The sequence below is a fragment of the Microbacterium sp. GXS0129 genome, from assembly GCF_044769785.1.
In the GTDB taxonomy this organism is placed as follows: domain Bacteria; phylum Actinomycetota; class Actinomycetes; order Actinomycetales; family Microbacteriaceae; genus Microbacterium; species Microbacterium nymphoidis.
The window spans coordinates 163,438-189,710 of sequence record NZ_JBIZVZ010000006.1; the positions used below are offsets into that span (position 1 = coordinate 163,438).

20 protein-coding genes and 1 rRNA gene are annotated in these 26,273 nt (G+C 69.3%); 14 read left to right on the forward strand and 7 right to left on the reverse strand.

Annotation, left to right across the window (positions count from 1 at the left end; translation table 11 throughout):
• The first annotated feature begins 5 nt into the window (after positions 1-5).
• On the forward strand, positions 6-1,853 hold the full coding sequence (locus ACIQJ5_RS16670; RefSeq protein ID WP_402845460.1) for a sugar transferase: 1,848 nt from the start codon (positions 6-8) through the stop codon (positions 1,851-1,853).
• The gene (locus ACIQJ5_RS16675; protein ID WP_231092523.1) at positions 1,853-3,025 is read left to right on the forward strand and encodes a DUF1972 domain-containing protein; all 1,173 of its coding nucleotides are present in this window, start codon (positions 1,853-1,855) and stop codon (positions 3,023-3,025) included. The genes ACIQJ5_RS16670 and ACIQJ5_RS16675 overlap by 1 nt, the downstream gene beginning before the upstream one ends.
• Positions 3,026-3,032: 7 nt before the next feature.
• On the opposite strand, the gene ACIQJ5_RS16680 is transcribed toward ACIQJ5_RS16675, so the two are convergent.
• On the reverse strand, positions 3,033-4,163 hold the full coding sequence (locus ACIQJ5_RS16680; protein ID WP_231092524.1) for a glycosyltransferase family 2 protein: 1,131 nt from the start codon (positions 4,161-4,163) through the stop codon (positions 3,033-3,035).
• A 3-nt stretch (positions 4,164-4,166) separates the two neighbouring features.
• The gene (locus ACIQJ5_RS16685; RefSeq protein ID WP_402845463.1) at positions 4,167-4,772 is read right to left on the reverse strand and encodes a hypothetical protein; all 606 of its coding nucleotides are present in this window, start codon (positions 4,770-4,772) and stop codon (positions 4,167-4,169) included.
• A gap of 65 nt (positions 4,773-4,837) precedes the next feature.
• On the opposite strand from ACIQJ5_RS16685, the gene ACIQJ5_RS16690 reads away from it, so the two are divergent.
• The 3 genes from ACIQJ5_RS16690 to ACIQJ5_RS16700 are packed head-to-tail and all read left to right on the forward strand — an operon-like array spanning position 4,838 to position 8,798.
• Positions 4,838-6,229, forward strand: coding sequence for a polysaccharide biosynthesis tyrosine autokinase (locus ACIQJ5_RS16690; protein ID WP_231092532.1), 1,392 nt, complete (start codon positions 4,838-4,840; stop codon positions 6,227-6,229).
• Complete coding sequence (locus ACIQJ5_RS16695; protein ID WP_231092534.1) at positions 6,226-7,536, forward strand: hypothetical protein; 1,311 nt, start codon at positions 6,226-6,228, stop codon at positions 7,534-7,536. The genes ACIQJ5_RS16690 and ACIQJ5_RS16695 overlap by 4 nt, the downstream gene beginning before the upstream one ends.
• 5 nt (positions 7,537-7,541) lie before the next feature.
• Positions 7,542-8,798 carry a hypothetical protein gene (locus tag ACIQJ5_RS16700; protein WP_402845466.1) on the forward strand — a complete coding sequence of 419 codons (1,257 nt, stop codon included), beginning with the start codon at positions 7,542-7,544 and terminating at the stop codon, positions 8,796-8,798.
• Between the two features lie 867 nt (positions 8,799-9,665).
• On the opposite strand, the gene ACIQJ5_RS16705 is transcribed toward ACIQJ5_RS16700, so the two are convergent.
• From ACIQJ5_RS16705 to ACIQJ5_RS16720, 4 genes are all read right to left on the reverse strand, one after another.
• Complete coding sequence (locus ACIQJ5_RS16705) at positions 9,666-12,935, reverse strand: PKD domain-containing protein (protein WP_402845468.1); 3,270 nt, start codon at positions 12,933-12,935, stop codon at positions 9,666-9,668.
• Positions 12,936-13,173: 238 nt separating this feature from the next.
• Positions 13,174-13,884, reverse strand: a complete 711-nt coding sequence (locus ACIQJ5_RS16710) for a hypothetical protein (protein WP_231092551.1) — start codon at positions 13,882-13,884, stop codon at positions 13,174-13,176.
• Entirely contained in the window at positions 13,881-14,060 is a 180-nt protein-coding gene (locus ACIQJ5_RS16715; protein WP_231092554.1) for a hypothetical protein, read from the reverse strand. Before ACIQJ5_RS16715 ends, ACIQJ5_RS16710 begins: the two co-directional genes overlap by 4 nt.
• A 156-nt stretch (positions 14,061-14,216) precedes the next feature.
• Positions 14,217-15,143: a glycosyltransferase family 2 protein gene (locus ACIQJ5_RS16720; RefSeq protein ID WP_231092556.1), complete on the reverse strand. Its 927-nt coding sequence runs from the start codon at positions 15,141-15,143 to the stop codon at positions 14,217-14,219.
• Positions 15,144-15,198: 55 nt separating this feature from the next.
• On the opposite strand from ACIQJ5_RS16720, the gene ACIQJ5_RS16725 reads away from it, so the two are divergent.
• From ACIQJ5_RS16725 to ACIQJ5_RS16765, 9 genes are all read left to right on the forward strand, one after another.
• On the forward strand, positions 15,199-16,269 hold the full coding sequence (locus ACIQJ5_RS16725; protein WP_402845471.1) for a glycosyltransferase: 1,071 nt from the start codon (positions 15,199-15,201) through the stop codon (positions 16,267-16,269).
• Positions 16,270-16,374: 105 nt separating this feature from the next.
• On the forward strand, positions 16,375-17,124 hold the full coding sequence (locus ACIQJ5_RS16730) for a CDP-alcohol phosphatidyltransferase family protein (RefSeq protein WP_231092560.1): 750 nt from the start codon (positions 16,375-16,377) through the stop codon (positions 17,122-17,124).
• Positions 17,121-18,131: a glycosyltransferase gene (locus ACIQJ5_RS16735; RefSeq protein ID WP_402845473.1), complete on the forward strand. Its 1,011-nt coding sequence runs from the start codon at positions 17,121-17,123 to the stop codon at positions 18,129-18,131. The genes ACIQJ5_RS16730 and ACIQJ5_RS16735 overlap by 4 nt, the downstream gene beginning before the upstream one ends.
• Positions 18,128-19,087 (forward strand): glycosyltransferase family 2 protein, encoded by a 960-nt coding sequence (locus ACIQJ5_RS16740; RefSeq protein ID WP_231092562.1) that lies wholly within the window; start codon positions 18,128-18,130, stop codon positions 19,085-19,087. The genes ACIQJ5_RS16735 and ACIQJ5_RS16740 overlap by 4 nt, the downstream gene beginning before the upstream one ends.
• A gap of 18 nt (positions 19,088-19,105) precedes the next feature.
• Positions 19,106-19,537 (forward strand): adenylyltransferase/cytidyltransferase family protein, encoded by a 432-nt coding sequence (locus ACIQJ5_RS16745; RefSeq protein ID WP_231092563.1) that lies wholly within the window; start codon positions 19,106-19,108, stop codon positions 19,535-19,537.
• A 148-nt stretch (positions 19,538-19,685) separates the two neighbouring features.
• Positions 19,686-22,319 carry a hypothetical protein gene (locus ACIQJ5_RS16750; RefSeq protein ID WP_402845476.1) on the forward strand — a complete coding sequence of 878 codons (2,634 nt, stop codon included), beginning with the start codon at positions 19,686-19,688 and terminating at the stop codon, positions 22,317-22,319.
• Positions 22,320-22,345: 26 nt separating this feature from the next.
• Positions 22,346-22,609 carry a glutaredoxin domain-containing protein gene (locus ACIQJ5_RS16755; protein ID WP_231092565.1) on the forward strand — a complete coding sequence of 88 codons (264 nt, stop codon included), beginning with the start codon at positions 22,346-22,348 and terminating at the stop codon, positions 22,607-22,609.
• A gap of 83 nt (positions 22,610-22,692) precedes the next feature.
• Positions 22,693-24,087: an MFS transporter gene (locus ACIQJ5_RS16760; RefSeq protein WP_402845478.1), complete on the forward strand. Its 1,395-nt coding sequence runs from the start codon at positions 22,693-22,695 to the stop codon at positions 24,085-24,087.
• 42 nt (positions 24,088-24,129) lie between these two features.
• Complete coding sequence (locus ACIQJ5_RS16765; RefSeq protein WP_402845480.1) at positions 24,130-26,079, forward strand: aldehyde dehydrogenase family protein; 1,950 nt, start codon at positions 24,130-24,132, stop codon at positions 26,077-26,079.
• Between the two features lie 118 nt (positions 26,080-26,197).
• Here the strand turns inward: ACIQJ5_RS16765 and rrf are convergent.
• Positions 26,198-26,273: ribosomal RNA gene (rrf, locus tag ACIQJ5_RS16770) — 5S ribosomal RNA — on the reverse strand; the annotation flags it as partial.

A 26,273-nucleotide genomic window follows, 5' to 3' on the forward strand; every position in this document is an offset into this window, starting at 1 on the left:
CAACGATGACCGCGCTGGAGCGCGGAACTGGACACCGACTCGACGCGCGCCGAGGACACCTCGACGCAGGGCCATGGGCCCGAGATCGGTGGCCGGAGAGCGCCGACTCCGTCGACGAGGACACCGTCCCGCGCGGCGCGCGCAGCAGCGATGCGACCGCGGAGACCGGCGAGCCGGTGAGCAGATTCGGCGGTAGACCGTCGCACCTGACCGCTGTCCACCGTCTGACAGCGGAGCCCGCAGCCCCCGTCCGGTCGCACACCGGAGCGGCGTCTTCGTCGGGTGATGCGCAGACCGTGGACGGGCGGACGGCTCAGCAGAGCACTCATCCGCGCCGGCAGCCCCCGAGCGCGCCCGAGCCCGCGGACCGTCGCGCGCCAGCGGCGGACCGAGGTACGGCCCTCGACATCCGTCGCCGCTGGGAACGGCGGTACCGCCGCCGGCTCCGCTGGACCGACGTCCTGGTCGTGCTCGTCGCGACCATCGCGCCGCGGGCCGTGCTGTTCTTCCCGATTCCGGCGCGCGCACCCGTCGAGACGGCGCAGCTCCTGACCGGGGCTTTCGCTCTCCCGCTCCTCGTGGCGATCTGCTGGCTTGTCACGCTCACGCTGTTCCGTTCACGGGAGGCGGCCGTCTTCGGCAGCGGTCGCTCGGAGTACACCCGCGTGCTCGGCGCCACCGGGCTCGCCTTCGGTGCCCTCGCCGCGACGTTCGTCGTGGTGCAGGCGGACGGACTGCGGCTGCAGCTGCTCGTGTCCCTTCCGCTCGGCCTTCTGCTCCTCCTGGTCGGCCGGTGGGGCTGGCGGCGCTGGCTCCTGCACGAGCGGCTGTTCGGCCACTACGTCTCACGCACGCTGGTCGTGGGTGACGCCCGTGACGTCGAATACGTCATCGAGGCCCTGCACCGCGATGGGCAACGCGCCCACCTCGTGGTCGGTGCCGTGCTCACCGGCGATCGCCCCGGCATCAGCCGCCAGACGCCGCTGGTGGTGGACGGTCGCCCGTATCCGGTGGTCGGCTGCCCGCGAACCGCCGCACGCACGGCCGCCGAGCTCGCCGCCGACACCATCATCGTGGTCAGTCACGACGACGCTGACCCCTACTACGTCAAGCGCCTCTCGTGGGAGCTGGAGGGCACCGCGGCCGAACTCATCCTCGGCAGCAGGCTGGCCGATGTCGCCGGGCCGCGCATCTCGCTGCGTCCGGTGGACGGCCTGCCCCTCATCCAGGTGCGCATCCCCACGTTCGACGGCGGCCAGTTCGTCCTCAAGCGCGCGCTCGACATCGTCGTCGCTCTGGTGGGGCTCGTGGCCGTGGCCCTCGTCATGATTCCACTGGCGATCCTCATCCCGCTGGATTCGCCCGGGCCGCTCTTCTACCGTCAGGAGCGGATCGGCCGCGACGGCAAGTCGTTCCGCATGGTCAAGTTCCGCACCATGCGTGTGGGCGCCCATGCAGAGGCTGCCGCCCTCGCGCACGCCAACGATGGCGCCGGGCCGCTCTTCAAGATGCGGGAGGACCCCCGCGTCACACGTGTCGGCCGGGTTCTGCGCCGGCTCTCGCTGGACGAGCTGCCGCAGTTCTGGAACGTGCTGCGTGGCGACATGAGCGCGGTGGGCCCCCGCCCGCCACTTCCCGAAGAGGTCCTCACCTATTCCGGAGTCGTGTCGCGGCGGCTGTACATCAAGCCGGGGATCACCGGCCTCTGGCAGATCTCCGGGCGCAGCGACCTGTCGTGGGACGAGAGCGTGCGCCTCGATCTTCGTTACGTGGAGAACTGGTCTCTGCTGTCCGATCTCATCATCATGTGGCGAACCGTTCGCGTGATGTTCTTCGCGCGAGGAGCGTACTGATGACCGCACCGCTGTCCATCGCGATGATCGGCACGCGCGGGGTTCCCGCCGCCTATGGCGGATTCGAGACGGCCGTCGAGGAGATCGGCGTACGTCTGTCCGAGAGAGGGCACGCGGTCACCGTGTACTGCCGTGGGTCACGCCACCGGGCGACGCGCTACCACGGCATGCGTCTCGTGCATCTGCCTGCGCTGCCGGTGAAACAGGCGGAGACCCTGAGTCACACCGCGCTGTCCACGCTGCACGCGATGGTGCGCCGCCCCGATGCGGCATTCGTCTTCAACGCCGCCAACGCACCATTCCTGCCCCTGCTGCGGATGCGCGGGATACCGACGGCGCTGCACATGGACGGTTTGGAGTGGCGGCGGGCGAAGTGGAGCGGACGCGGACGCGACTACTACCGATGGGCCGAGGGCCGGGGCGTCCGCACAGCGGATGCGCTGATCGCGGATGCGCCCGGCATCGCCGACTACTACACCGAGGAGTTCGGCGTCCCCACCCGGCTGCTGCGTTACGGCGCGCCGATCCTCGAGCCCACGACGTCAGCGTCGCCGGCGCTGGAGAAGTACGACCTCCGGCCCGGGGGATTCCATCTCGTCGTCGCCCGGTTCGAACCGGAGAACCACGTCCGGGAGATCGTCGACGGGTACCGCCGCTCCGACGCACGTCTGCCGCTGGTCGTCGTGGGATCCGCCCCCTACGGCGCCGCCTACACCGCCGAGATCCGCCGCATCGCCGACGACGACCCGCGCATCCGCCTCCTCGGCGGGGTGTACGACCAGGGGCAGCTGGACGATCTCTACCGCCACGCGTACACCTACCTGCACGGCCACTCCGTGGGCGGCACCAATCCCTCCCTGCTCCGGGCTATGGGCGCGGGCACGGCGGTGATCGCGTACGACGTCGGCTTCAACCGCGAGACGCTGAACGGCACGGGGTGGTTCTTCCCGGACGCCGACGGAGTCATTTCCGCCCTTGCGGACGCCGAGGCTCACCCCGACCGCGTCCGTGACGCCGCCGGCACCGGGCAGCATCGTGCCCGCACCGCCTTCCGCTGGGACGACGTCGCCGACGGCTACGAGGCGCTCGCCCACGACCTGGCCGCGGGACACACGATCCATCCGCTCGCGAAGCTGCTGCGTCGCCAGGCGCCGGAACGCGTCGATGCCTGAGGCGGGGTCAGACCTCGCTACGCTCGCGCGCCGCCACGTCCGCGCCCGTGCGCGGCGCGTAGACCACCAGAGCATGGAACACGTAGCGCACCACGAAGGCGATCACGAGGGTGACGGCGGCGACGAGTACCGGGGCGAGATGCCACGTCTGCACGGCCAGCCAGATCACGAAGATCCGCACCACGGCCTCGATGGCGTTGAAGGTGAAGGACTTGAACAGCCGCGCCCACACCGTCGAGGCATCCGCGCGCATGTCGCGGAAGACGAACCGCTCGATCAGCACGAAGTTGCCGATGATCGTGAGAATGGCCGCGATGATCGCCGCCCACACGTAGCCCATGCCGATGGCCTGCAGGCCCGCCATGATCGCGAGGTTCGCGAGCGCACCGATCCCGCCGATGACCGCGAACGCGCTCATCCGGCCGAAGCGCAGATACGCGAGCTGGGTGAGGAACCGGAAGCCCTGCTTCAGCGAGGCCTTCGACTCGCCGGCGTGGCGGCCGGCGAAGCTGAAGGGCACCTCGGCCACGTTCAGGTTCTGACGCGCCAGGATCTCCAGCAGGATCTTGAAGCCGCGGGGCTTCAGACGCTCCACGTCGATTCGGGTGCGATCCAGCAGGAAGAACCCGGTCATCGGGTCGCTCACGGTGTGCAGCCGGATCGGGAACATCGCCTTGGTCACGAGCGTGGACATGCGGGATACGAACACACGCATGCGATCCGACAGCCCGGCTGCGGTTCCATCGCCGGTGTAGCGCGATGCCACGACCACGTCGTAGTCCCCCTCCTGCTGTTTCGCGAGGAGCGCCGCGATGGTCTCCGGCGGGTGCTGCAGGTCGCCGTCCATGACGACGCAGAGGTCGGAGTGCGCGGCGGCGATGCCTTCCAGCACGGCTCCGCCGAGGCCGCCGCGGGGGTGCTCGCGATGGATCAGACGCACCGGAATGGACGCGGTGCCTGCGACGTCCCTGACGCGCTGTGGGGTGTCGTCGGTGGAGTCGTCGACGAAGATGACTTCCACCGCGGTGCCGCGCATCGCCGTGGTCACCCGGGCCACCAGCTGAGCGACGTTTCCGGCCTCGTTGAAGGTCGGCACGACGATGCTCAGGACGGGCGCAGCCGATCGCTCTTCACTCACGCGTCACTCTCCGATGGCCGCGAGGATGCCCGAAGCCAGGACGCGCGAGGCTTCCCGCACCTCCTGCAGTCCCGCGCGGTGCGCGCGAAGGGCGGCATGGTGGACGTCCGGGATGTCATTCGGATCGTTGCTCTTCCTGAGGGCCAGAAATCGGCGGTGAGATGCAGCGCCGGTGAGACCGCGCCGCTCATGAAGGATATCCGCATAGGCTGCGAGGTCGACCGCGCTCTCCCCATCTCCCGCCATGAGGCCGATGGCCTCTCGAAGGGTGAACGTGCGCGATCGAGCTGCGGGTGCCCGCAGCGCTATCGCCGCCCGCTCCTCCCGCGTCGCCGTGAGGACGAGGTCGGCGCGCTCCAGGGTGCGCTCAGCGATGGCCGTCGAGACGAAGTGGTCGCGGTAGTCGGCGAGGAGCGCGGCGTCCATGGCGTCTGCGAGCACGTCGATCGCCACCGGGCACAGCGGGCCACCGCGCGAGTCCGTGCCGCCGCTGCTCACGCGCCACTCGTCCTGGCGCCCAGCGCCCTCCAGCGCGGCGATCATCGTGCCGGCCATCACGGGCGAGCGGCACTCGTTCGCATGACACACGAAGAGTATGCGGTTTCCCATACCCCGTCCCTTCCCCCACGGTCCCACCTGGATCGTTCATCCCAGTCGATCGGAGAACCCGAGGCATGACCCTACACGACTACGCCGCTGCGATTCGCAGCCATGCGATCGTCATCCTGCTCCTCATCGTGCTCGGCGGCGCGGTGGGATTCACCACCGCGCAGTTCCTGCCCGACCAATACCGCTCCCAGGCCTCGGTCATGGTGATCGCCGATCGTGGCGACACCACCAGCGAGCTCGCCCAGGGCGCCACCTACGTGCAGAGCCTGGTGCAGACCTATACCGTTCTCGCCTCGTCACCGGCGGTGCTGGATCCGGTGATCACCGAGCTCGGGCTCGACACCACTCCGAGGGAGCTCGCCGCCCGTGTATCGGCCTCCGCTCGTCTCGGCACGGTCGTGATCGACCTGCAGGCGGTGGATGAGGATCCGCAGGCCGCTCAGCGCATCGCCGATGCCGTGGCAGCCGAGCTCAGTGTGGCTGTGGAGGACGCATCGCCACGGGTCTCCGGTGAGGATGCCGCCGTGCGGGTGGACACGATCGCGCCTGCCACGCTGCCCGCGGCGGCGTTCGCGCCCGACCCGGGTGTCTTCATCGGCGGCGGAATGCTCCTGGGGCTGGCGCTCGGTCTGCTGGCCGCAGTGGCCGACCGGCGGTTCAACGCTCGCCTGGCCACACGCGCGGACATCGAGACGCTGACCGAGACCCCCGTGCTGGGCGAGATCGGCCATGTCGCGGACGGCCGCACCCTCGCGGGCACCATCCGCGCCACGCCTGACGGTGCTCTGGCCGAGGCGATGCGTCAGGTGACCGCTTCCCTGCGCTTCCTGGACCTGCAGCATCAGCACCGCGTGCTCATGATCACCTCCGCCGACTCCGCCGAGGGGAAGAGTTCGGTGAGCCTCGCCCTGGCGCTGACCCTGGCCGAGATGAACCACCGTGTGCTGTATCTGGAGGCCGACCTTCGCCGGCCGTCGGCGGCGGAGTTCACTCAGCTCGAGTCGGCGGTGGGCCTCACGTCCGTGCTGCTGGGCGAGGCCACGCTCGACAGCGCGGCCCAGAGCTGGGCGGTACCCGGCCTGCGGGTGCTGACCAGCGGACTGCTGCCACCGAATCCGGGCCAGGTGCTCGCCACCGACCAGTTGCGGGCGGTGCTCGCAGAAGCGCGCGCGTCCTATGACTACGTCATCGTCGACACCGCCCCGGTGATCGCAGTGAGCGATGCCAAGTGGCTGCTGCCGATCGTGGACGGCACGATCCTCATCGTCCGGTCGGAGCGCACCCCGCGGGCCAACCTGCAGCGCTCGCTGCGAGCGCTCGCCGTCGGTGAACGGCGTGCGCTGGGCATCGTGCTCAACGACTCGCGCACCGCGGTCAGCAGCGTCTACTACGGCGACGACGAGCAGCCGGCTCCGCGGGCGCACCGACTTCTCGGCTGGATGCGCCGACGCCTGTGAACGCACTCGCCTCCGTCCTCGCCAAGGCCGCCACCACGCTCGTCGCGTTCGTGTGCGGCATCCTCACCGTACGTGTGATCACGGGCGGTGCGGGAGAGGCCTCGTACGCACTGTTCGGCGCTCTCACCGCGCTGCCCTCACTGCTGACGTTCAGCGATCTGGGTGCGGGGGCGGCACTGGTGGGTTCGGTGGCGGCGAGCGATGATCCGCGACGAGACGCCCATGTCCGCGATCAGCTGACCTCAGTCGAGCGCATCCTCTGCGCCTTCGCCGCTGCGGTCCTGATCGCCGGGATCGTGATGCGAGCGACGGGCGGCTGGCGCGTCCTCCTGGGCTCAGCCGGGGCCGTGCCGGGAGCCGAGGATGCCGCACTCCTGTGCTGTGCCCTCTATGCGGCCACCGTGCCGCTGGGTGTCTGGACCCGGCTCCTACTCGGTGCACGGCGCAATCACATCGTGATCCTGGTGCAGGGACTCGTCTCGCCCCTCACGCTCCTTCTGGTGTGGGGCTGGACGCAGTTGCACGGTGACGCCGCTTTCCTCGCCGTGGGATCGTTCGTCGCCGCCCTCACCGCCGGCGCGGTCGGGCTGACGGTCACGACGCTCACGCTGCGACCGCTGGTGGGTTCGGCACTGCGACGTGTGCCTCGTCCGCGCCGCCATCCCGGTGCGCGGGTCATGCACATCGGCTGGCCGATGCTGGCGCAACTGGTCTCACCGCCTCTCGCCATGGCGGCGCAGCGATATGCCGTGGCCCAGCACGATTCCGTGACCCGGCTGGCCGAGTACAACGCGGCCGCTCAGGTCTTCTTCGCGCTCATCGGTCTCATCTCCGCGGCTGGCGTTGCGCTGTGGCCGCTCTGGGCGCGCGCCCGCGCGAGAGGTGAGCTGCGCCGGGGTCCGGGCTTGCTCGCCGCCGCGTTCGGCGCCGGGGCCGCGGTGGCGTCGCTGTGCGTGGCGTTGATCGGGCCGTGGCTCTTCGGGTTCGCGACCCACGGGGTGTTCGAGGTGAGCCTCGCCACAATCCTGGCGTTCGGTGCGATGGCCACCTGTCAAGCGGTGCTGTACCCGCTCGGCATGTTTCTGATGGACCCGGCCGGCATCCGCTTCCAAGTGCTGCCGACACTCCTGATGGCCGGACTGAGCCTGGTCGGGGCCCTGCTGCTCGCGCCGGCCCTCGGGGCCGCCGGCCCTCCGCTGGCCAACGCGGCGGCCGTGCTGGTGTGTCAGATCGTGCCGTATGCGATCTCGATCCGCCGTCATCGGGACCGCCTGCTGCCCACGACCGCGAACGGTGATGACCGATGATGACCATGAACGCCACACCCCCTCTGCGCACTCCGGCCAGTCGGGCGCTCGCCACGGTCGCGGCCGCCCTCGTCGGGATGCGTTACTCCTTCGGCCCCGGGATCACGCTGCCGCTGATCGCCGCGGTTCTGCTCCTTCCGGTGTGGTGGCCGGCGCTGCGGACATTCCGGTGGGTGCGGTCGTTGATGACCCTCGGCGCCCTGGCCGTGATCAGCGGCGCCGTGCTGTCGCTCGCTTTCGCGGACGGCCGCACGGTCGATCAGTCGCTGCTGGCGCGAGAATCGCTCACACTGCTGTCGATGCTGTGCGGCATCGGCCTGCTGATCTGGGCGCGCACCCAGCTGGGCACTTCTCAGCTGGTGGTCGCATTCGCCATCGGGGCCCTGGTGAACGTGGCGATCACCGGGGGCAACACGACGAATCTGTGGAAGTTCTCGCTGTCCTTCCCCGTCGCATTCCTCGCCCTGGCACTGGCCATGCGCCGCAGCCGGTGGGGCGAGCTCGTCGTGCTGGCAGTCGTGGCCGTCGTTTCGGTCGTCGCAGACTCTCGCTCCTTCTCCTCTTTCGCGGTCATCGCCGCTGCTCTGGTGCTGCTGCAACTCATGCCTCTCCGTGAGTTCCGATCCCGTCTGTGGCTCACCCTCGGCGGGCTGGCCCTGCTCGGGGTCACCCTGTTCCTCGTGATCCAGACCCTTCTGGTGGAAGGGGTGCTCGGCTCCGCAGCACAGCAGCGGACGCAGGCGCAGCTGGATGCGAGCGGTTCGCTGATCACCGGTGGCCGGCCGGAGCTCGGAGCGGCAACCGCACTGCTCGGCGCGCAGCCCCTCGGCTACGGCAGCGGCACGCTGCCGAACGCGATGGACGTGATCATCGCGAAGAACGGCATGGAGGCACTGCACTACGACCCCGACAACGGCTACGTCGACCGGTACCTCTTCGGCGGCCACTTCGAGGTCCACTCCGTGCTCGGCGACCTCTGGATCCGCTTCGGCCTTCCCGGTGCACTCTTCGCCCTCCTGCTGCTGGCCGTCGCAGTGCACGCCGCAGCAGTGCGGGTGTCGCTGCGACGAGCATCGGCTCTGGTCGCGCTGCTGCTCGCGCTGGGAACGTGGGACATGTTCTTCAGCCCCCTCCTCACGAGCTACAACACTCTTGCCCTGTTGCTGGCCTGCGCACTGCTGTCGAACAGCGAGCGTGCCCGCCTCCCCCGCTCTCGTACCGTGTCGCCTTCCCTGTCCCGTATTCCGAGCCCTCGGCGCTGAAGCACGACGACGTACTGGCCCCGCACCGTTGAGGCGGTGGCCCATTGCACGCGTGGCACCCGCACTTCCGGGACACCGGCCACTCACGACTCACCTGGCCGTGGGCCGCGGGTACGCACTGGGCATCAGCATCAGGACACGGGCATTCCTGCGTCTGGTTACCGCTCATCGGACGCCGGAACACCGCTCATCGGACGCCGGGACACGAGCCATCGGGCACCGCGCGCGACGCGTGGGCCACCGGCGGGGTGCGAGGCGCGGGCCACAGGGACTCGCGCGAGGTCAGGCGCCCGCGACACCAAGACGCGCACTCCGAAACGACGGGCGTCGGCAACCGAGAGGCACCGAGCCCCGGGCGTCCCCGACCGTTTCGCCTGTGGACGCCTGGTCCCCGCCTCATTCGGCTCCGGTCATCTGCCGCCCCCAACTGGCGCGCGAACACCCGGCCCCTGCGCTCCGGACGAATGGTCACCCGCATCAGCGCGCTAAACGCTGGGCATCTCGCGGCCCTCGCCCCGCCCTCGTCGCCGCGGCGTTAAGGCTTCGGAGTGAGTTCCCGGACAACCCGCCCCGTCATCACACCGCCGCGCATCGGCCCGTGGACCTCCGAAGCGCCGGCTCCCGGGGTACCAAACGGATGGGGCGAAGCGGTACGAGGCGACGCCTCTGATCTCGAGTGGGGGAAGGCCCCGATGCGCCGGACATGGCCCGCAGGGAGTGACTCCGGCGCTCTTCCGTTCAGCGGGTGCGCGCCGAGCCCGCACAAAGGCCGCGAGCTCGAGCATTCTGCTCGAGCTCGCGGCTTGGACGAGGCGGGTGGTGTGGCGATACTTCACCACCCCGTACGCGACGAACCGGAGGTGCTTCCTAGGGCAGCACGGCGATCGCTTGGAACTCGGTGACGGTCATTCGGATGCGCGACGTCGTAGAGGCCGACGACATCGTGCCGCGCACCCCGATGCTGCCCGGCTGTTGGAATCCATCCGTACGATCGGTGGCGGTCAGCTGCCACGTGGCCGGTTCCGGAGCACCATCCCGCCACATCCGCGCCGCGATTGTCGTGGGACTGGTGCCCGACACCTGGACACGCACGTGAACCAGGTCGCCCGGACGATATCCGCCGGCTAGCACGGCGCTCGCGCCACCGAGTGCAGCTTCATCGCGCAGGATGTACAGACGCACGGTGCCGTCGGTTTCCAGGCGAACTCGTGCCTGATAGGCGCCGGTCGGCGTCTGGCGTCCCACGACGGTGAGAGCAACTGCACCCGAACCGGTGGGTACCGTGTCCGCGCGGAACGAGGTCGACACGGACACTGCATCGCTGCCCACAGCAGGCAGCATCGCGGCACGCGTCCAGGATGGCTGAAGCAGCATACTGGCTGCTCCCGGAGCGACGCTGAACGCGGAATCCCCGCCCGTCAGCTGCCAGGACCCGCCGATGTCCGCCGTTGACCAGGCATCAGTCGCTGTGCGAGCGAACGCGTCTTCAGCCAGTTTCTCGCCGGTGGGAGGCGCAGTGACCACAACAGTCCGCGTGCGAGTCTCCGTGGCGCCCGCTGAATCCGTCACGGTGAGCTTCACCGTGTACTGGCCCGGCGCGGTGTACGTCGTCTGCGCAAGCGCCCCGGTCCCCCGGGTTCCGTCGCCGAAGTCCCACGTGTAGTTCGCGATCGGCCCCTCCTCATCCTTCGACGCGGACGCGTCGAAGGATGCGGCCAGGCCATCCGTGGTGACCGAGAACTCCGCCCGCGGCGGGTGGTTCTCACCTTCGACCACGGCCGCACGTCCATCGGTCACCTCATAGTCGTCGAAGCTGAGGCCGGTCACCGGAACCGTGGACAACGAGCTCGACGATCCACCCAGGCCCACCGGACCGGGAGACTGCAGCGCAGCTGTGGCGTCGGTCGCGGCGATCTGCCAGTTGGCGGGCTCCCCCGCGCTGGCAAACCACATCTTCGCGCCCAGTTGCGTGGGCGATGTGCCTCGAACGCTCAGCGCGACCTTCACATCGTCACCCGGCCGATATCCCGACAGCACGATGCTCTTGCCACCCAGCGGCGTCTCGCCCTGCAGGAGATAGAGACGAACCGTGCCGCCCGGCTCGAACCGCACGCGCGCGGAATACACCGCTGAGCCCACGACACGACCCAGCACCATGCCACTGACGACTCCGCCGGCCGAGGCTCGATCCACCGAGACGCGCACGGTGCTGATGCTGTCGGTGGTGGCGATACCGTCGAGAAGCGCGCCGCGGGTCTGTCCGGGCGACAGCTCGATGCGCCCCCGCCCGTCCGAGACGCTGAACGCGGCGGCGCCACCGCTGGTCAGCCACCGCCCGCCGACGGCGGCGTTGCCCCATCCGGAGGTCTCACTGCGCCCGAAGGCGTCGGCGGCGATGACGTTCAGCTCCGCCGTATCGCCCTTGCTCACCACGATGCGGGTCCAATCCGTGGCGGTGCTGTTGCCATGCGGATCGGTGACCACCACCCGATACTCCTGGGTGGATCCTGGCTCCAGAGCCATGTCCCGATACGTGAGCGTGGGTCGATCCCAGCGCGTTGACGTCGACGACGTGGTGAACACCGGGCTTGTCGCACCGCGTCGCTCCACCGTGTACGAGAGCACAGCGTCATCCGGGTCGTGGTTGCTCGTCCACGTGAGCAGCACCTCGCCACTCTTCGTGCTCGCGGCATGAACGGCGAACCCGCCACCGGTGAGCACCGGTCCCTGCTTCTCTGGCGCGACGGCGCTTGTCGCGAACCGCACCAGTCCCTGCTGCGGCACGCCCTGCACCGTCAGGAACTCACCGCCATAGACGACGTAGTCCCCTGCCGAGGCGACCGTCCAGGTGGCCTGACTCTGCCCGGTGAACGTACCCGGCTTGAAGATCGGGTACCAGTGCAGCAGCGACGCCGCCGGCTGCCCGCCGAAATTCGCGTAATTCGGAACCTTGTTGTCTGCCAGGACCCGTCCGTTCGGCTCCATCAGGAACGCCAGGCCGTGGTTGTGGAACTCCGGCTTCTCGTCGGGGAACCCGCCCTCGATGGTCTCGCAGGCATGCGTGTGCGCTGCGTCATAGAGCAGACCGCCGAAGAGAGTGACGTCGTACACATCGCCGTGGCAGTCTTCCATCGCGATCAGGGTGCCATCGCTCCAGGAGGCACGGAATGTTCCCTCCAGGCCGCCGCCCTCGTAGGAGTAGCCACTGCCGTAGACACTGGTGGTGTCGGATGTCAGCCCCATGAAGCCGGTCGCCGATCCCGCATTGCGGATGACGGAGTTCATCGCCCACGGCAGAGTGGCGCCGGTCTTCGCATCCAGCGCAGCGATGCCACGACCCGGCGTGGTCGAGCCGTTGGCAGCTTCGAAGCTGCCTGCCACGACGATCTTCGATCGGTCCGGCGACACGATCACGCTGCGGCCGATCCCGGCGCCGGTGAGCGTCGCCTGAAACGGCAGGAGCTTTCCGGTGAGAGTGCTCACCGCGCCCACCCGTGCCCGCGGCTGGTTGTTGAGCGTGCTGAACCCTCCGATGACGTACAGCGTGTCCTCCGTGGCCGCGAGCCCGTACACGCTGGCGTTCGCCCCCACACTCAGCGGGACGATGGCGTTGGTGGCCGCATCCAGGCCCGCGATGCGGTATCGCGTCTCTGTCCCGATCTGCGTGAAGCTACCGCCGAGATAGATGGTGCGCCCATCCGGCGAAAGCGCGAGCGCGTACACCGCCCCGTTCACCGGGATGGCGAAGTCACGGTCCAGTTCACCGGTGCTCAAGCGGTACCGCAGCAGATTCTGTCGCGGCACTTCATCGGTGCCCGCCGGAGCACCGGCCGGACGCGCGCTCGTGAACTGCCCGGCCACGTAGACCCAGTCGCCGACGATCAGCTGCTTCCAGACGACACCGTTGATCTGCACGGTCGGCAGCGGATCCGCCGTCACCGTGGTGGGCAGGGCGGGTGCGGCGGCTGCTTCACCAGCCGTGCTCGCACGGGAGCCCATCGCGCCGGAAGCACGGGCCGTGCCGTGTGCAGTGACCCGATCGGCGCCACCGGGCGCAATGACGGCGCCCGCGAGAGGCGCTTCGCCGGCGAACGCCGGAGGCGCGGCAAGAGCACCGACCAGCAGTGCTCCGGCCACAGCCGCAATGGCTCGCCGCAGAGTTCCCCTCCGTGCGCAACGAGTGCGGACTCGTGGATTTCGGGCATATGAAGACAGACGTATCACGTAAGCGAACCTTCCCCAGGTCGGTTCGGTCGGCTCCCCAGCGGACCGAGGCGGACTCAGGAAATCCGCCTCCGGCACACTACGTGCTGATCGGAGGACGTTCGGAGTCCCTGTGGATTACTCCGCCTTCTGTGGTGGCGGAGGAGTGTGCTCAGCCTTCGAGCGAGCCCCGGAAAGTCACCGTTGCGGCGCCGGGAAGGTAGTCGACCCCGATGAGCACGTCCTCGCGCGCATCCTCGTCGACGAGGAAGACATAGCTCGCCGTCGCGGACTCACCGACGGCAAGCTCTCCGCCGAAGCCTCCGGAATCGCCGGACTGAATGGGCAGCGCGGGTGTGCGATCTGCTCCCGTGTAGAGATTGACCGCCACATAGTCCATGTTCATCGGCGCATCCGTGGTGTTGGTGATCTCGACGGTGACGCTGATCCCCGGACCCGACACCTCGCCGGGGAGCTTGCCGACGACATCGAGCGACTCCGTCTTCACCAGGGCCACCTGAGCACCGTCGGACCCGGTCGCGGTCTCCGTGGGCGCAACAGGCTCCTGCTCCGGGGCGACCGGCTGCTCCTGAGCGCCCTCGGGCGGTACCGGTGCCGGCAGGGGCTCGATGGACTCGGCCGGCGCCGGCTCCGTCACCGCGGGATCCGCCGTTGGGTCAGACGCCGATGCCGATGCCGAAGCAGTGTCCGTGGGCGCTGACGTCGCGCCCGCCGTACCGGCGGTGCCGCCGCTTGCCCGCAGCGCGATCACCGCGACGATCACAGCGGCCACGCCGACCGCGGCGAGAGCGGCCAGGACGATGCGCTTGCGCGCGCGGACTCGGCCGCCGCGAGCCGGTGCCTCATCGGGGGCCGCGCTCATTGCGCGGTCCCCGTTGCAGCGAGGCCCACGGCGGCCATGGGCTGAGCGGGCGCGGCGGCGAGCGGCGCGCCCGGCGCCGTGGCTGCCGCAGACGGCACCTGCATGCGCGCGCGAGCAAGACGGCGATGGACGATGGCGTTCTCGCGCGGTGGCGCGAGCAGCAATGAACGAGTCACAGAAGCGACCTTCCCCAGGACGTGAACGGTCAACTCCCCAGCAGACCGGACGGGCTCATGAGAGCCGTCTCATAAACCATACGCGTCGGCCGTGAGGTTCCCGGGTCTTCGCACCCCTGCTGTGGATTACTCGCGTCTGCGCCTGTGCACAGTCGCTCAGCGTTGAGCGGCGCGCCTCGCAAGTTCGGCCCGCGCGATCCGACGACCGTCGCGCAGGCCCCGGTAGGCCGCTCGCAGCGGCGGCAGCGGACGCAGGAACTGACGCCGTCCGCCGCGCAGCAGAATGGCACGAGCGCTGGCCGTCGAGCTCGCCAGCCAGCTGCGGATGCCGGCCTCATCCAGATGCCGGGCAGCGTAGAGGAGCCGATTGCGGATGTTGAAGTAGTAGTACAGCTCGCTCTTCGCCTCGGACCGCTGGGCGCTGGATCGATGGGTGGCGCCCTCATCGTGAACGGCCACGGCACTCGTCACCACCGCGAGCGCACCGCCGGCGACCCGGACCCGGTGCGAGAAGTCGACATCCTCCCAGTACAGCTCGAACTCTTCGTCGAAGCCGTCGACGAGATCCCATACCTCCCGCGTCACCCAGAGCGCTGTCCCGGCCAGCCATTCCTCGCGTTCGGCGCCCGGGAAGCGGTCACGGGCCCGCCTGCCCCGCGTCTCTCCCGTGCCCAGATACAGGTCGCAGCCGTCGAACCAGATGCGCCCGTCCGGAGTGCGGATCACCGGCGACACGAGCACGCGCCGGTCCCCCGCCGTCGCGGCGATGAGCGCCTCGGCCGCCGCGGCGTCCAGGCTCGCGTCCGGGTTGAGCACCAGCAGGTCCGTCGCGCCGTCACGCCATGCCTCACGCGCGCCCGCGTTGACACCCGCGCCGAACCCGCGATTGTCGGGGAGCGCGATGAGCCGCCACCCCTGCTGATCCGCCAGATCCTGTACCCGAGCCCGCTCCGCCGCCGAGTGCAGGTTGTCCACAACGTACACATGGGCGTACGGCATCGCCGCAGCCGTCGCCACGAGGTTCTGCGACAGCAGCCCCGCCGATGCATAGTTCACGACGATGATCGCTACTTCGCGCGTCACGTCCCATCCCTTCGTCCCCGAGCGGTCTAGTGTATTGAGGCAAACCGGGAGGGTCATGCGCGTCCTGTTCGACGGCTACTGGTGGGATGGCGACGCCCGCGGTACGCGAGCCGTGCAGCGGGAGCTCATCCTGGCCTGGCATCGCGCCTTCCCTCGCGACCAGCTGTCGGTGGCCTTGCGGCCGGAATCCCCGGCCGACGACCTTCCGGCTGCGGTGAACCGTGTCACCGTGCGGCTGCGTCCGCACGCGCTCTCCAACCTCGTCGAACTGAGGCGGCTGGCGCGACGCGAGCGGGCTGACGCGCTGGTGGTCCATGACTTCACGCCCCTCGGCGGAGCGACGGCGACGATCGTGCACGACGCGATGCACCGCGATCACCCGGCCTGGTTCCCGATGTCTCAGCGCCTGTACTCGTCGGCGATCCTGCCGAGCGCCCGGTTCGCCAACATCGTGGCCACCGGCACGCGGAGCGAGGCGGCGCGCATCGAGCGTCACGAGTGGGCTCTCGCGCCGGTGACCAGCATCGGCGTGGCTGCGCGGACATCGCTCACGACCGCGTCACCGGCCCGCCCCGCGATCGTTGCAGACGTGACGCAGTTCGCCCTCACTCGAGGTCGGCTGGGTACCCGCGACGGGATCGACGACGCTGTCGCGGCCGCGCTCGCCTCGTCCCGCGTAACCACGCAGAGCCCGCTCATCGTGGTCGTCGACTCGTCACGCCGGTCCGTCGAGGCACGCCTCAGCGCACGCCACCGTGCCGCGCGCGACACCGGTCGCATCCGGTTCTCGGGCCGGCTGACGCCCGCCGAGCTCAGCTGGATGCTGCGACACACGGCGCTGGTGCTGAGCCTCGCTCCCGATGAGAACATGGCGCTGCCTGCCATGGAGGCGACGTGGTTCGATGCGCCTCTCGTCGCCTCCGACGTCCCCGCCCATCGTGAGGTGGCGGGCGGTTGGGCGCATCTGGTCCCGGTCGGCGATGCGGTGGCAGCGGGCGCCGCGATCGATGCCCGCTGGCATGCAGCCGGCGACGAGGAGGCCCGCGAACGCATCCTGGCCCGCGCGGACTGGCGTGCTGCGGCACGGGAGCTCCGCGCCGCCATCGTGTCGTCCACGGCTCGCTGAACCGAGTTATCCACAACCACGGGAAAGCGCCGATACGCGCGCTCCCAGCTGATTACGCTGACCACTCGATGCGGGAGCAAACCGGCCCGCTGCCTGGGGGGAATCGTGACGAGCACGCGCACGCACTGGCGTTTTCGCACCGCGCTAGCCGAGCTGCGCGCAGCTCAGAAGTCCTCGTCCGGTGCTGCGGCATACTCTCGATTCGTCAACCGCCCGCTCGGTCGTCCGCTCGCCGCCGCGGCGGCAGCGGCGGGCCTCACTCCCACGCAGGTGACACTGCTCAGCGCGCTGTGCACGTTCACTGCGATCGGACTCATCGCGGCGACGGAGCCCAGCGCGCTCATGTCCGTGGCGGTGGCTGCGCTCCTGATGCTCGGATACGCGCTCGATTCCGCGGACGGTCAGCTCGCCCGGCTCACCGGCACCGGTTCTGCGGCGGGTGAGTGGCTCGATCACTTCTTCGATGCGCTCAAGGCTGCGACGATTCACCTCGCCGTGCTGATCTCCTGGGCACGATCCGACGAGCTCGCGCCCGTGATGCTGGCAGTTCCGCTGGTGTACAGCGCGGTCGCCTCCACCTACTTCTTCGGGATGATCGGCGCAGACTTCCTCCGGCGTCGCGCGGGCGTGGCCGCAGGCGGCGGAACAGGCGCGGCGTATCGATCCAGCCCGCTGTACGCGCTCGCCGTGCTCCCCACCGACTACGGCCTGCTGTGCCTTGCCACGCTGCTGCTGTGGCTCCCGGTGCCGTTCTCCGCGGTGTACACCCTGATGGCGGCCGCGACCCTCGCGGTCCTTGCGTTGGCAGCCGTGCGCTGGTACCGGTCGCTGGTCGCACTGGAGGCGGTCGAATGACACGTCCTCTCCGTGTGATGCAGTCCTTCGCAGCGCCTCGCACCACCACGAACCCGTACATCACCATGCTGGCGCAATCGCTGCGCGACGAGCCGAACGTCGAGCTGGTGACCTTCTCCTGGCCACGAGCACTGTTCGGTCGGTACCAGGCGTTTCACTGGCACTGGCCCGAAGCGCGGTTGGCCGCCGGCTCTCCTCTTCGCCGCCGCCTGAAGAAGGTCCTGCTGCGCCTCCTCGCCCAGCGGCATCGGCGGTCGCGCCGGATCGGGGTGGTGCGCACGGCGCACAATCCCGATCTCCCCAACATCGCGGACGACGAGCGCGCTCTGCTCATGGACATCCAGGCCGATGCCGACGTGGTCATCCGGCTGAATCCCACCACTTCCGTCGACGCGGGCGTACTGGTCCGCGACATCCCGCACGGCGACTATCGCTCCTGGTTCGACGGCCATTCCCGGCTACGGCGACGCGCAGGACATGTCGTCACGTTCGGGCAGCTGCGCGGGTACAAAGGGGTCGAAGACCTGCTGAGCGCGTTCAGCCAAGCACACGACGCGGATCCGGCCCTCTCCCTGACGGTGGCCGGTCGCCCGACCTCGGCGGAACTCACCGCACGCCTGCTCGCGACTGCTGGTGCCGGGGTGGAACTGGATCTGCGCTTCGTGCCCGACGAGGATCTCGTCCGGATCATCTCATCCGCGTCACTCGTCGTGCTGGCCTACCGTGACCTTCACAACTCCGGCAGCGCGCTCGCCGCGCTCTCGCTGAACCGCCCGGTTCTGGTGCCACGGTCAGCGTCAACCGACGCCCTGGCCGAAGACGTCGGCGAGGAATGGGTGATCCGCTACGAGCACCTGGACGGCACCGTGCTCCGAGAGGCCATCGCCGCGGCCGAGCGCCTGGACATGGACTCGGCCCCTGATCTGTCTCGACGCGACTGGGGCGAGGCCGGCCGGCTTCATGCCGAGGCCTACCGAGCGGCCCGGGCGCACCGGAGGTCGCGATGAGGATCGTCATCGCGATTCCCACCTTCCGTCGTCCCGAACTGCTGGCGGCGCTGCTGGCCGCGCTCCCGGAGCGTATCGCTGAGCTCGATCCGGGGGATCGGGCAGCCGTGCTCGTCGTCGACAACGATCCGAGCGGATCGGCAGCGGCCACCGTGGCATCCTGCCCGCTGCCAGCCCGGTTCGTGGTCGAGACCGGGGCTGGGGTGGCGCACGTGCGCAACCGAGCCCTCGACGAAGCGGACAACGCCCTGCGTGCGATCGGTGAGACCGGCGCGGATGCCCTGGTGTTCATCGATGACGACGAAGTACCCGAGCCCGGCTGGTTGCGGTCCCTCGTGGACACCTGGCGCGCATACGACTGCGCCGCGGTGATGGGGACGGTGCGCTCGGACCTGCCGGCCGATCTGGACCCCTGGCTCGTGGCGACCGGGACGTTTCGTCGCGCATCCCACCCCACCGGAACCGAGATGCCCGCCGCGGCCACGGGAAACCTGCTGCTGGATCTTGCCCGCGTGCGGCGCGTGGGCGCCCGTTTCGACCCTCGGCTGAGTCTCACCGGCGGCGAGGACACGCTGTTCACGCGTGCGCTGGTTCGCGCCGGTGAGCGCATCGTGTGGTGCGCCGAGTCGGTGGCCGTGGACACCGTCGTACCGGAACGCCTGACCCGGGACTGGGCTCGGGAGCGGGCATACATGCGCGGCAACGCCACGGTGCACATCGCCCTGATGGAGGCGACCGGTCCGGCGCGGATCAGCGTGTTGCGCTGCGGATTTGCTCTCGGCGGGGCGGCCCGCATCCTCTGCGGCCTCCTGCTGCGCGCCGCGGGACGACTCGTCTCCCGCCCGGACACGGACGCCCACGGATGGCGCGTGCTCCACCGTGGTCGCGGCATGCTCGCCGCGGCCGCAGGCTACGTCCACCGCGCGTACGCGCGCGATCGTCAGAACAACCGCTGAGTGCGGAAGAAGGAAGAAATGCGCATCGGTTACGCCCCGGGGGCCTGGGACCTCTTCCATGTCGGCCACCTCAACATCCTGCGCCATGCCCGCGAGAACTGCGATCGCCTGATTGCGGGGGTGGTGGATGACGCCATGCTGCTCCGAGCCAAAGGACGCACGCCGATCGTGCCCACCGCCGAGCGCGCCGAGATCGTGCGCTCGCTGAGCATCGTCGACGACGTGTTCATCGAAACCCAGCCGGACAAGGTGGCCACCTGGCGTGAGGTGGGCTTCACGCACTTCTTCAAGGGCGATGACTGGCGCGGAACCCGCAAGGGAATGCAGCTCGAGCGCGACTTCCGTGCCGTGGGTGTTGAAGTGGTCTATTTCCCGTACACCACGCACACCTCGTCGACGCTCTTGCGCGCCGCGCTGGAATCGCTGGAACGCCCGGTCCCCGCCACATGACCGAAGCAACTGTGCCCTGTGCACAGTAAATTCGCGGCACGCGGATTTCGGGCATGATGGTCGCACGGCCCTGGGGAGGACCGGGCGATCGCGCGTCCGATGTCGATCGTCATCGATGGCGGTGATACATCGCGCAAGGGGATCTCACATGACGCGCTGGGGAGCGCAGTTTCCCGTCGGAGGATCGGCGGGCTTGGACTCAACGGGAACCGATTCGGCTGGGGACCGCGCTGAACTGACCATCAATCGCGCGCAGCTCGATGCGATGCGTGCTCGGTCAGCGTCGGCCGTCCGCGATGAGCTGGCACCGGATGATGACGACGCCACGATCAGCCGTGACGCTCTCAACCAGCTCCGCCGCGCGCGCCGCGACCCCGGGGTTCCCGGCGACAACGCACTCGACGCGCACGCAGTTCTTGGCGGAGGCGAAGTTCTCGACGGAGCGTCCGACCAGGACGACGTTCTCGACGACGACAACGCGTCCAACGATGACGAGGTTCTGGGCGACGAGGTTCTCGACGACGACGAGACGCCCGACGAAGACGAGGTTCTCGACGGCGAGGACTTCGACGATGACTTCGACGATGACTTCGACGATGACCAGACGGTGAGCCGAGCAGAGCTCGACCGGCGCCGGAGAGCGGCCCGTACGAACGCGGCGACGGAGGCGAGGCGGCTGCGTCGCAACGTGCGCAGCACGGCGGACGCCTCATCTACTGCTGAGACCGCTGACGACGCCTCACCTTCGGCAGAGACCGATGGCGCCTCGACTCCCACCGAGATCACCGACGCCTCAGCCCGCGCCGAAATCGCCGACGCCCCCCGCGCTGCGGAGACAGGGACCGCCTCGTCGCCCGAAGAGACAGCGCACACCTCGACTCCCGCAAAGACCGAGGCCACCTCATCGCGCGAGGCGCCGACGTACACTTCGGCTCCCGCAGCGACCTCGCACACCGAGATTCCCGAAGAGGCGCCCGCTGCCTCGACTCCCGCAGAAACGAGCACCACCCCGTCGCCGACAGCGACCACGCACACCTCGATTCCCGAAGAGGCACCAGCCGCCTCAACTCCCGCAGAGACCAGCACCACCCCGTCGCCCGCTGCCACCACGCACACCTCGATTCCCGAAGAGGCACCAGCCGCCTCAACTCCCGCAGAGACCAGCACCACCCCGTCGCCCGCTGCCACCACGCACACCTCGATTCCCGAAGAGGCACCAGCCGCCTCAACTCCCGCAGAGACCAGCACCACCCCGTCGCCCGCTGCGACCACGCTCACCGCGTCGCCTGCAGCGACAGCACATATCTCGACTCACGCAGGGACCAGGCACACCTCACCTCTCACCGCTATCGCAGACGCGGCGCCCGAGCGAGAGGACACAGAGGCCCGCGCGCTGGAGGCAGAGGCCGGCGCGCTGGAGGCAGACGGGTACTTCCGCGACGCGAGCACGATCCCATACGCCACCCTGATGTCCTTGCGGGCTGCGGCCGCGGGCCAGGCGACGGACCACGGCATGTTCGTTCCCCGAAGCACGACGCCGTCCGACGTGCACACCTCGGAGCAGAACGTGAGCACCCGGAGCATCCGGCTGCCTCTTCCCGCCGCAGAGCTCGCCCGGGAGATCGACGAGGGCGACGACGAGGAGGTTCCGGAGGAGACCTTGCCGGCACCGGTGACGCATGACGTCGCCGTGTCCGCGCGTGCGAACCCCGCTCGCCGAAGCGCCGGCCGAGCCGCTCCTCGGACGAGCGCCGGGCCGAACGATCGGCCGCACCCCTCCCCGCGTGGACCACGCACCCCGGCGGGGCGCACAAGGCCGAGCGGCGCCGGAGGTCCGGTGAGCGCCCGCGTTCGTCGCCGGCCGATGACGGCGGCGCGCCGGCGCATCGTGGTGCTGACGATCGTCGCCGCGCTCGCCACGGCCATCGCCGTGGTCGTGGCGGTGACGAGTGCTCTCAGAGCTCCCGTCGCGGCCCCGTTGTCCGGTGAGAGCGGCGCGTCGGTTGCGGACTCCGATGTGAGGGCCGGCGCAGGTCACGGCGAGACCAACATCCTGATCGCCCTCGCCGACTCGCCGGAGGATGCCGCGGACATCGCGTCCGAGGGCGGGGCGCAGGCCGTGGCGATCGCCGTGGTCGACTTCTCCGCCGACGGCTCCAGCGTCTCCTCGGTCTCGTTCCGCCCCGACACCTGGGTGGCGATCCCCCAGCACGGTGAAGGCACGCTCTCAGACGCGCTCAGCATGGGCGGGGCGGAAGCACTGCGAGCCAGCATGCAGGACTCCCTCGGTATCCGTATCGACCACACCATGGTGATCACGGAGCCCTGGCTGACCGGGCTCGCGCTGTCCGGAGACCTCGACATCGTCAATCCGTCGGATATCGAGGCCGATCGGTTCACGTTCCCCACCGGACCACTCACGCTGACCCCGAGCACGGCGGCGGACTACCTGATGTCCGACCCGCGTGACCTCCTCCGCCAGCAGGCGGTGCTCGACGGCGCAGCGCGTGTGCTGATCGCCCGGGGAACGCCGGGTGGGACGACGACGGATGCCGGGCTGGTGGTGCTGCCGGCGTTCACCGAAAGCGATCTCGACCAGCTGAACACGCAACTGCGCCAGGTGGGCGCGAGCGACATCGTCTACGGCGTCGCGGCGACGTCTGACGCCGAACGCGCCTCTCGCGACGTGGCGACACTGGACGGCACGGCGTGGCGGGAGCTGCGCGCCGCATTCGCCGCCGATGACGTGGCAGGTCATCTCCGCTCCGGAACGAGCCGGTAGGTTCCGGCGAGGCGTAGCCTGGATCCATGACCACTCCCGCACCTGACACGATCACCATGTTCGGCGCCGCCTGGTGCGGTGACTGCCGTCGCACGAAGAAGCAGCTCGACGAGCTCGGCGTCGCGTACACCTACGTGGACCTCGAGGCCGATCCTGCTGCGGCGGACGTTGCCAAGGACATCTCCGGGCGCACGAACATCCCCGTCGTCGTGTATCCCGACGCCACGCACCACGTGGAGCCGAGTAACGCCGACGTCGAGGCGAAGCTCAGCGAGCTGAACCTCATCTGATTCCCGTCGCCGTCGGTCCTCTCCGAGGGCCGACGGCTGGCGTGCCGTGGGTGTGCGCCGACCCGCGCCGATACACTGACGCGATGAGCACTGGCGCTCCACACCCGACCCCTGGCCCGCCCGTGACGGGCGCACATCGTCTGTCTGCGGGAACCATCGCCCGCTACGCCGCGGGTTCTCTCGGCACGGGCGGCTTCGCGACCCTGCCTGGACTCGTACTGACCTACTACCTCACCGACAACCTCGGTGTGGCCGCAGCGCTCGCCGGGGTGGTCATCACCATCGCGAAGCTCTGGGACGTGATCATCGACCCGGTCATCGGTGCCCTTACTGACCGTCAGCGTGCGTTCACCGGGAGCAGACGCGGCTACATGCTCGTCGGCGCCTGTTCACTGCCGTTCCTGTTCGCGCTGACCTTCGCCGTCCCTCCCGGGCTGGCACCGGTGATCGGGGCGCTCTGGGTGCTGGTCGCGTTCACGGCGACGGCCACGGCTTTCAGCCTGTTCCAGGTCCCGTACATCGCACTGCCGGCCGAACTCACGCCCGGATACGACGAGCGCACACGGCTGCTCACCTGGCGCGTGATCGTCCTGACGTTCGCGATCCTGCTCTTCGGGGCGGGAGGCCCGATCCTGCGCGATCTGACCGGTGATCCCACCACCGGCTACCTCCTTATGGGTGCGGTCTCGGGTGTGACGATCGGGATCGGGATGCTGATCGCGACATCGGTCGCTGCGCGTGGGACCCGGCGGGTGTCCCGGGCCGATGCACCGGGCCTGGACGTGCGGGCGCACTATGTGGAAGGGATGCGCGCGCTGCGGCGCAGCCAGCCGTTCCGCGCCCTTCTCCTCACCTACGTGTTGCAGGCACTCGCAACGGGCCTCATGCTCGCCGGCGCGCAGTACCTGGCCACCTGGGTGATGCGCTCGGAAGCAGCGGTGACGCTGTTGTTCGTGTCACTGATCGCCCCGGCTCTCATTGCGGCACCCGTCTGGAGTGCGATCGCTCGTCGCACCGGCAAGACGCGGGCGTTCCGGCTCGCGTCGACCCTGTTCATCGTCGCCGCGGTCATCATCGCAGGAGCGCTCATGGCACCGGGTGATTGGCTGTACGCCCCGGTGGCGCTGGCGGGTATCGCCTATGCCGGCATGCAGTCGTTGCCCATGGCCATGCTGCCCGATGTGATCTCCGCGGATGCGGACGGCCCGGCCGCCGCCGGCACGTTCAGCGGAGTGTGGACCGCGGGAGAGACGGTGGGATTCGCTCTCTCGGCCTCAGCGTTCACTGCGGTGCTGACGCTCACGGGATACGTCTCGTCCACCGCGGACATGTCGGTGACCCAACCCGAATCCGCTGTCGCCGGGATCGTGGTCGCGTTCAGCATCGTCCCCGCCGGTCTGACCCTCCTGAGCCTGATGAGCCTGTCACGGTATCGGGTCACCAAGCAGGATATCGACGTCGTCACCCCCGCCACGTGACGGCGACGAGGCATAGGCTGGCCGAAGACCAGGAGGTTTCTTGTGAGCACACCCGCTGACGCAACACCGGAGCCGATCGACGCGGCTGCGGCGCAGAAGTCCGCTGCACAGCCCGCCCGAGCGTCCCGCAGCGGCGCCGCACGTGCGCGTGAGAAGACCCCGAAAGCGGACAAACCCGAAACCGTGGCGGCGCGCAAGACGCGTGCGTCCGCCGCATCGTCAGGCTCGGCGCGATCGAAGCGGCCGAGTCCTGCGCCCGGTCGCGCCGCCGCAGCGCAGCCCCCGCGTCCGGCAGTCTCCGCCGAGACGATCGCTGCTATCGACACCGAGCTCGACGCCCTGCGGATCGGATCAGCGGTCTGGTCCACGCTTACTCTGACCCAGCGTGCCACGCTCCTGCGCCGACTCCACGCGAGTGTGTCGGCTGCAGCCGAGGACTGGGCCAGGATCGCGGCCGAGACGAAGGGGCTGGACGCACGTCATCCGCTGCGAGGCGAGGAGTGGCTGAGCGGCCCCTACGCCGTCCTGTCCGCACTGAGCACCTACGAGCGGACGCTGCGGACCCTGGCGGCCGGCGGGAGTCCGCTGGATGGGAAGAAGTTCTCGACGTCGCCGAGTGGCCGCACCCGCGTAGACGTCTTCCCCGCCGACGGGGTGGATGCGACGCTCCTGTCCGGCTTCACCGGTCAGGTGTGGCTGCGTCCGGGCGTGGATGCCGGTCAGGCGATCCGTGGCGCCGGTCTTGCTCAGCTCACTCCCGGCGCGTCCGGCGGTGTAGGTCTGGTACTCGGCGCAGGGAACATCACCTCGATCCCGGTGCTGGATGTCCTGTACGAGCTGCTCTCCGCCAACCGCGTGTCGCTGCTGAAGCTCAATCCCACCCAGGACCGGCTGCTTCCGGTGTACCGCCGTGCGCTGCTCCCGCTTGTGGAGGCCGGCTTCGTGCGCATCATCTCGGGTGACGGAGCCGTCGGCGCACACCTCACCGCATCCGATGCCTTTGCCCACGTCCACATCACCGGGTCCGCGGTGACCTTCGACGCCATCGTCTGGGGGACAGGGGCTGCGGCGGAGAAGCGACGCAAGAACGGCCAGCCCCTCCTCCACAAGCCGATCACCGGCGAGCTTGGCGGCGTCGCCCCGATCATCGTGGTTCCCGGGGAGTGGACGCAGGCTGATCTCGACTACCAGGCCGAGCACGTGGTGACGATGCGCCTGCAGAACTGCGGGCACAACTGCATCTCCGGTCAGGTGGTGATCCTCTCCGCGGATTGGCCTCAGCGCGAGGACTTCCTCGACGCGCTCCGCCGAGCCTATGCGGCAGCACCGGACCGGCCGGTCTGGTACCCCAACTCGGCATCGAAGCTCGGTGCCGCAGACGACGCCTACCCTGCGGCTGAACGCTTCGGCGAACGCCGGTTCATCGTCCTGGATAACGCCGACGACGCACGCACTCTGGAGAGTACCGAGTACTTCTCCCCGGTGCTCGGCGTGGTCACCCTTCCCGGTACCGGACAGCACTTCCTCGATGCGGCCGTCGCGCACGCGAACGAGAAGCTCGCCGGAACACTGGGTGCCAACGTCCTCATCGATCCGTCCGCCCAGCGCGCCCTCGGGGCCGGGTTCGATCGGGCCATCGACGATCTCCACTACGGGAACATCGCGATCAATGGCTGGACCGGTTTCTCCTTCACGGCGCCCACGTTGTCGTGGGGGGCCTTCCCCGGTCACACGTTGTCCGATGTGGGCAGCGGAATCGGCGTTGTCCACAACGGTCTTCTCATCGATCACGTCGAACGATCGGTGCTCTCCGGTCCGTTCCGCCCGTTCCCGCGTTCCCTCGGCGGCGGCGCATGGACGATCCTCCCGAAGCCGCCGTGGTTCGTCACGAGCCGTACGGGAGCGCAGGTGAGCGAGGGCTTCACCCGCTTCCGCATGGACGGGAACGTTCCGCGACTGATGAAGACGCTGCTCCAAGCGCTGCGCAGCTGACACAGAAAACCCCTCCAGCATCGCCGCGCTTGCGCGGGTGATGGTGGAGGGGTGTGTGGTGTTGGGGGAATGACGAAAGCCCTGACCAGCGGTGGTCAGGGCTTTCGTGTTAAAAGGAGTCCGGCGGTGTCCTACTCTCCCACAGGGTCCCCCCTGCAGTACCATCGGCGCTGAGAGGCTTAGCTTCTGGGTTC

Bases quoted from the DNA above. Each gene is read 5' to 3' on its own strand.
- ACIQJ5_RS16675 (WP_231092523.1), top strand. From the start codon at position 1,853: ATGACCGCACCGCTGTCCATCGCGATGATCGGCACGCGCGGGGTTCCC.
- ACIQJ5_RS16745 (WP_231092563.1), top strand. From the start codon at position 19,106: ATGCGCATCGGTTACGCCCCGGGGGCCTGGGACCTCTTCCATGTCGGC.
- ACIQJ5_RS16700 (WP_402845466.1), top strand. From the start codon at position 7,542: ATGAACGCCACACCCCCTCTGCGCACTCCGGCCAGTCGGGCGCTCGCC.
- ACIQJ5_RS16750 (WP_402845476.1), top strand. From the start codon at position 19,686: ATGACGCGCTGGGGAGCGCAGTTTCCCGTCGGAGGATCGGCGGGCTTG.
- ACIQJ5_RS16670 (WP_402845460.1), top strand. From the start codon at position 6: ATGACCGCGCTGGAGCGCGGAACTGGACACCGACTCGACGCGCGCCGA.
- ACIQJ5_RS16735 (WP_402845473.1), top strand. From the start codon at position 17,121: ATGACACGTCCTCTCCGTGTGATGCAGTCCTTCGCAGCGCCTCGCACC.
- ACIQJ5_RS16690 (WP_231092532.1), top strand. From the start codon at position 4,838: ATGACCCTACACGACTACGCCGCTGCGATTCGCAGCCATGCGATCGTC.
- ACIQJ5_RS16740 (WP_231092562.1), top strand. From the start codon at position 18,128: ATGAGGATCGTCATCGCGATTCCCACCTTCCGTCGTCCCGAACTGCTG.
- ACIQJ5_RS16685 (WP_402845463.1), bottom strand. From the start codon at position 4,772: ATGGGAAACCGCATACTCTTCGTGTGTCATGCGAACGAGTGCCGCTCG.
- ACIQJ5_RS16725 (WP_402845471.1), top strand. From the start codon at position 15,199: ATGCGCGTCCTGTTCGACGGCTACTGGTGGGATGGCGACGCCCGCGGT.
- ACIQJ5_RS16755 (WP_231092565.1), top strand. From the start codon at position 22,346: ATGACCACTCCCGCACCTGACACGATCACCATGTTCGGCGCCGCCTGG.
- ACIQJ5_RS16760 (WP_402845478.1), top strand. From the start codon at position 22,693: ATGAGCACTGGCGCTCCACACCCGACCCCTGGCCCGCCCGTGACGGGC.
- ACIQJ5_RS16710 (WP_231092551.1), bottom strand. From the start codon at position 13,884: ATGAGCGCGGCCCCCGATGAGGCACCGGCTCGCGGCGGCCGAGTCCGC.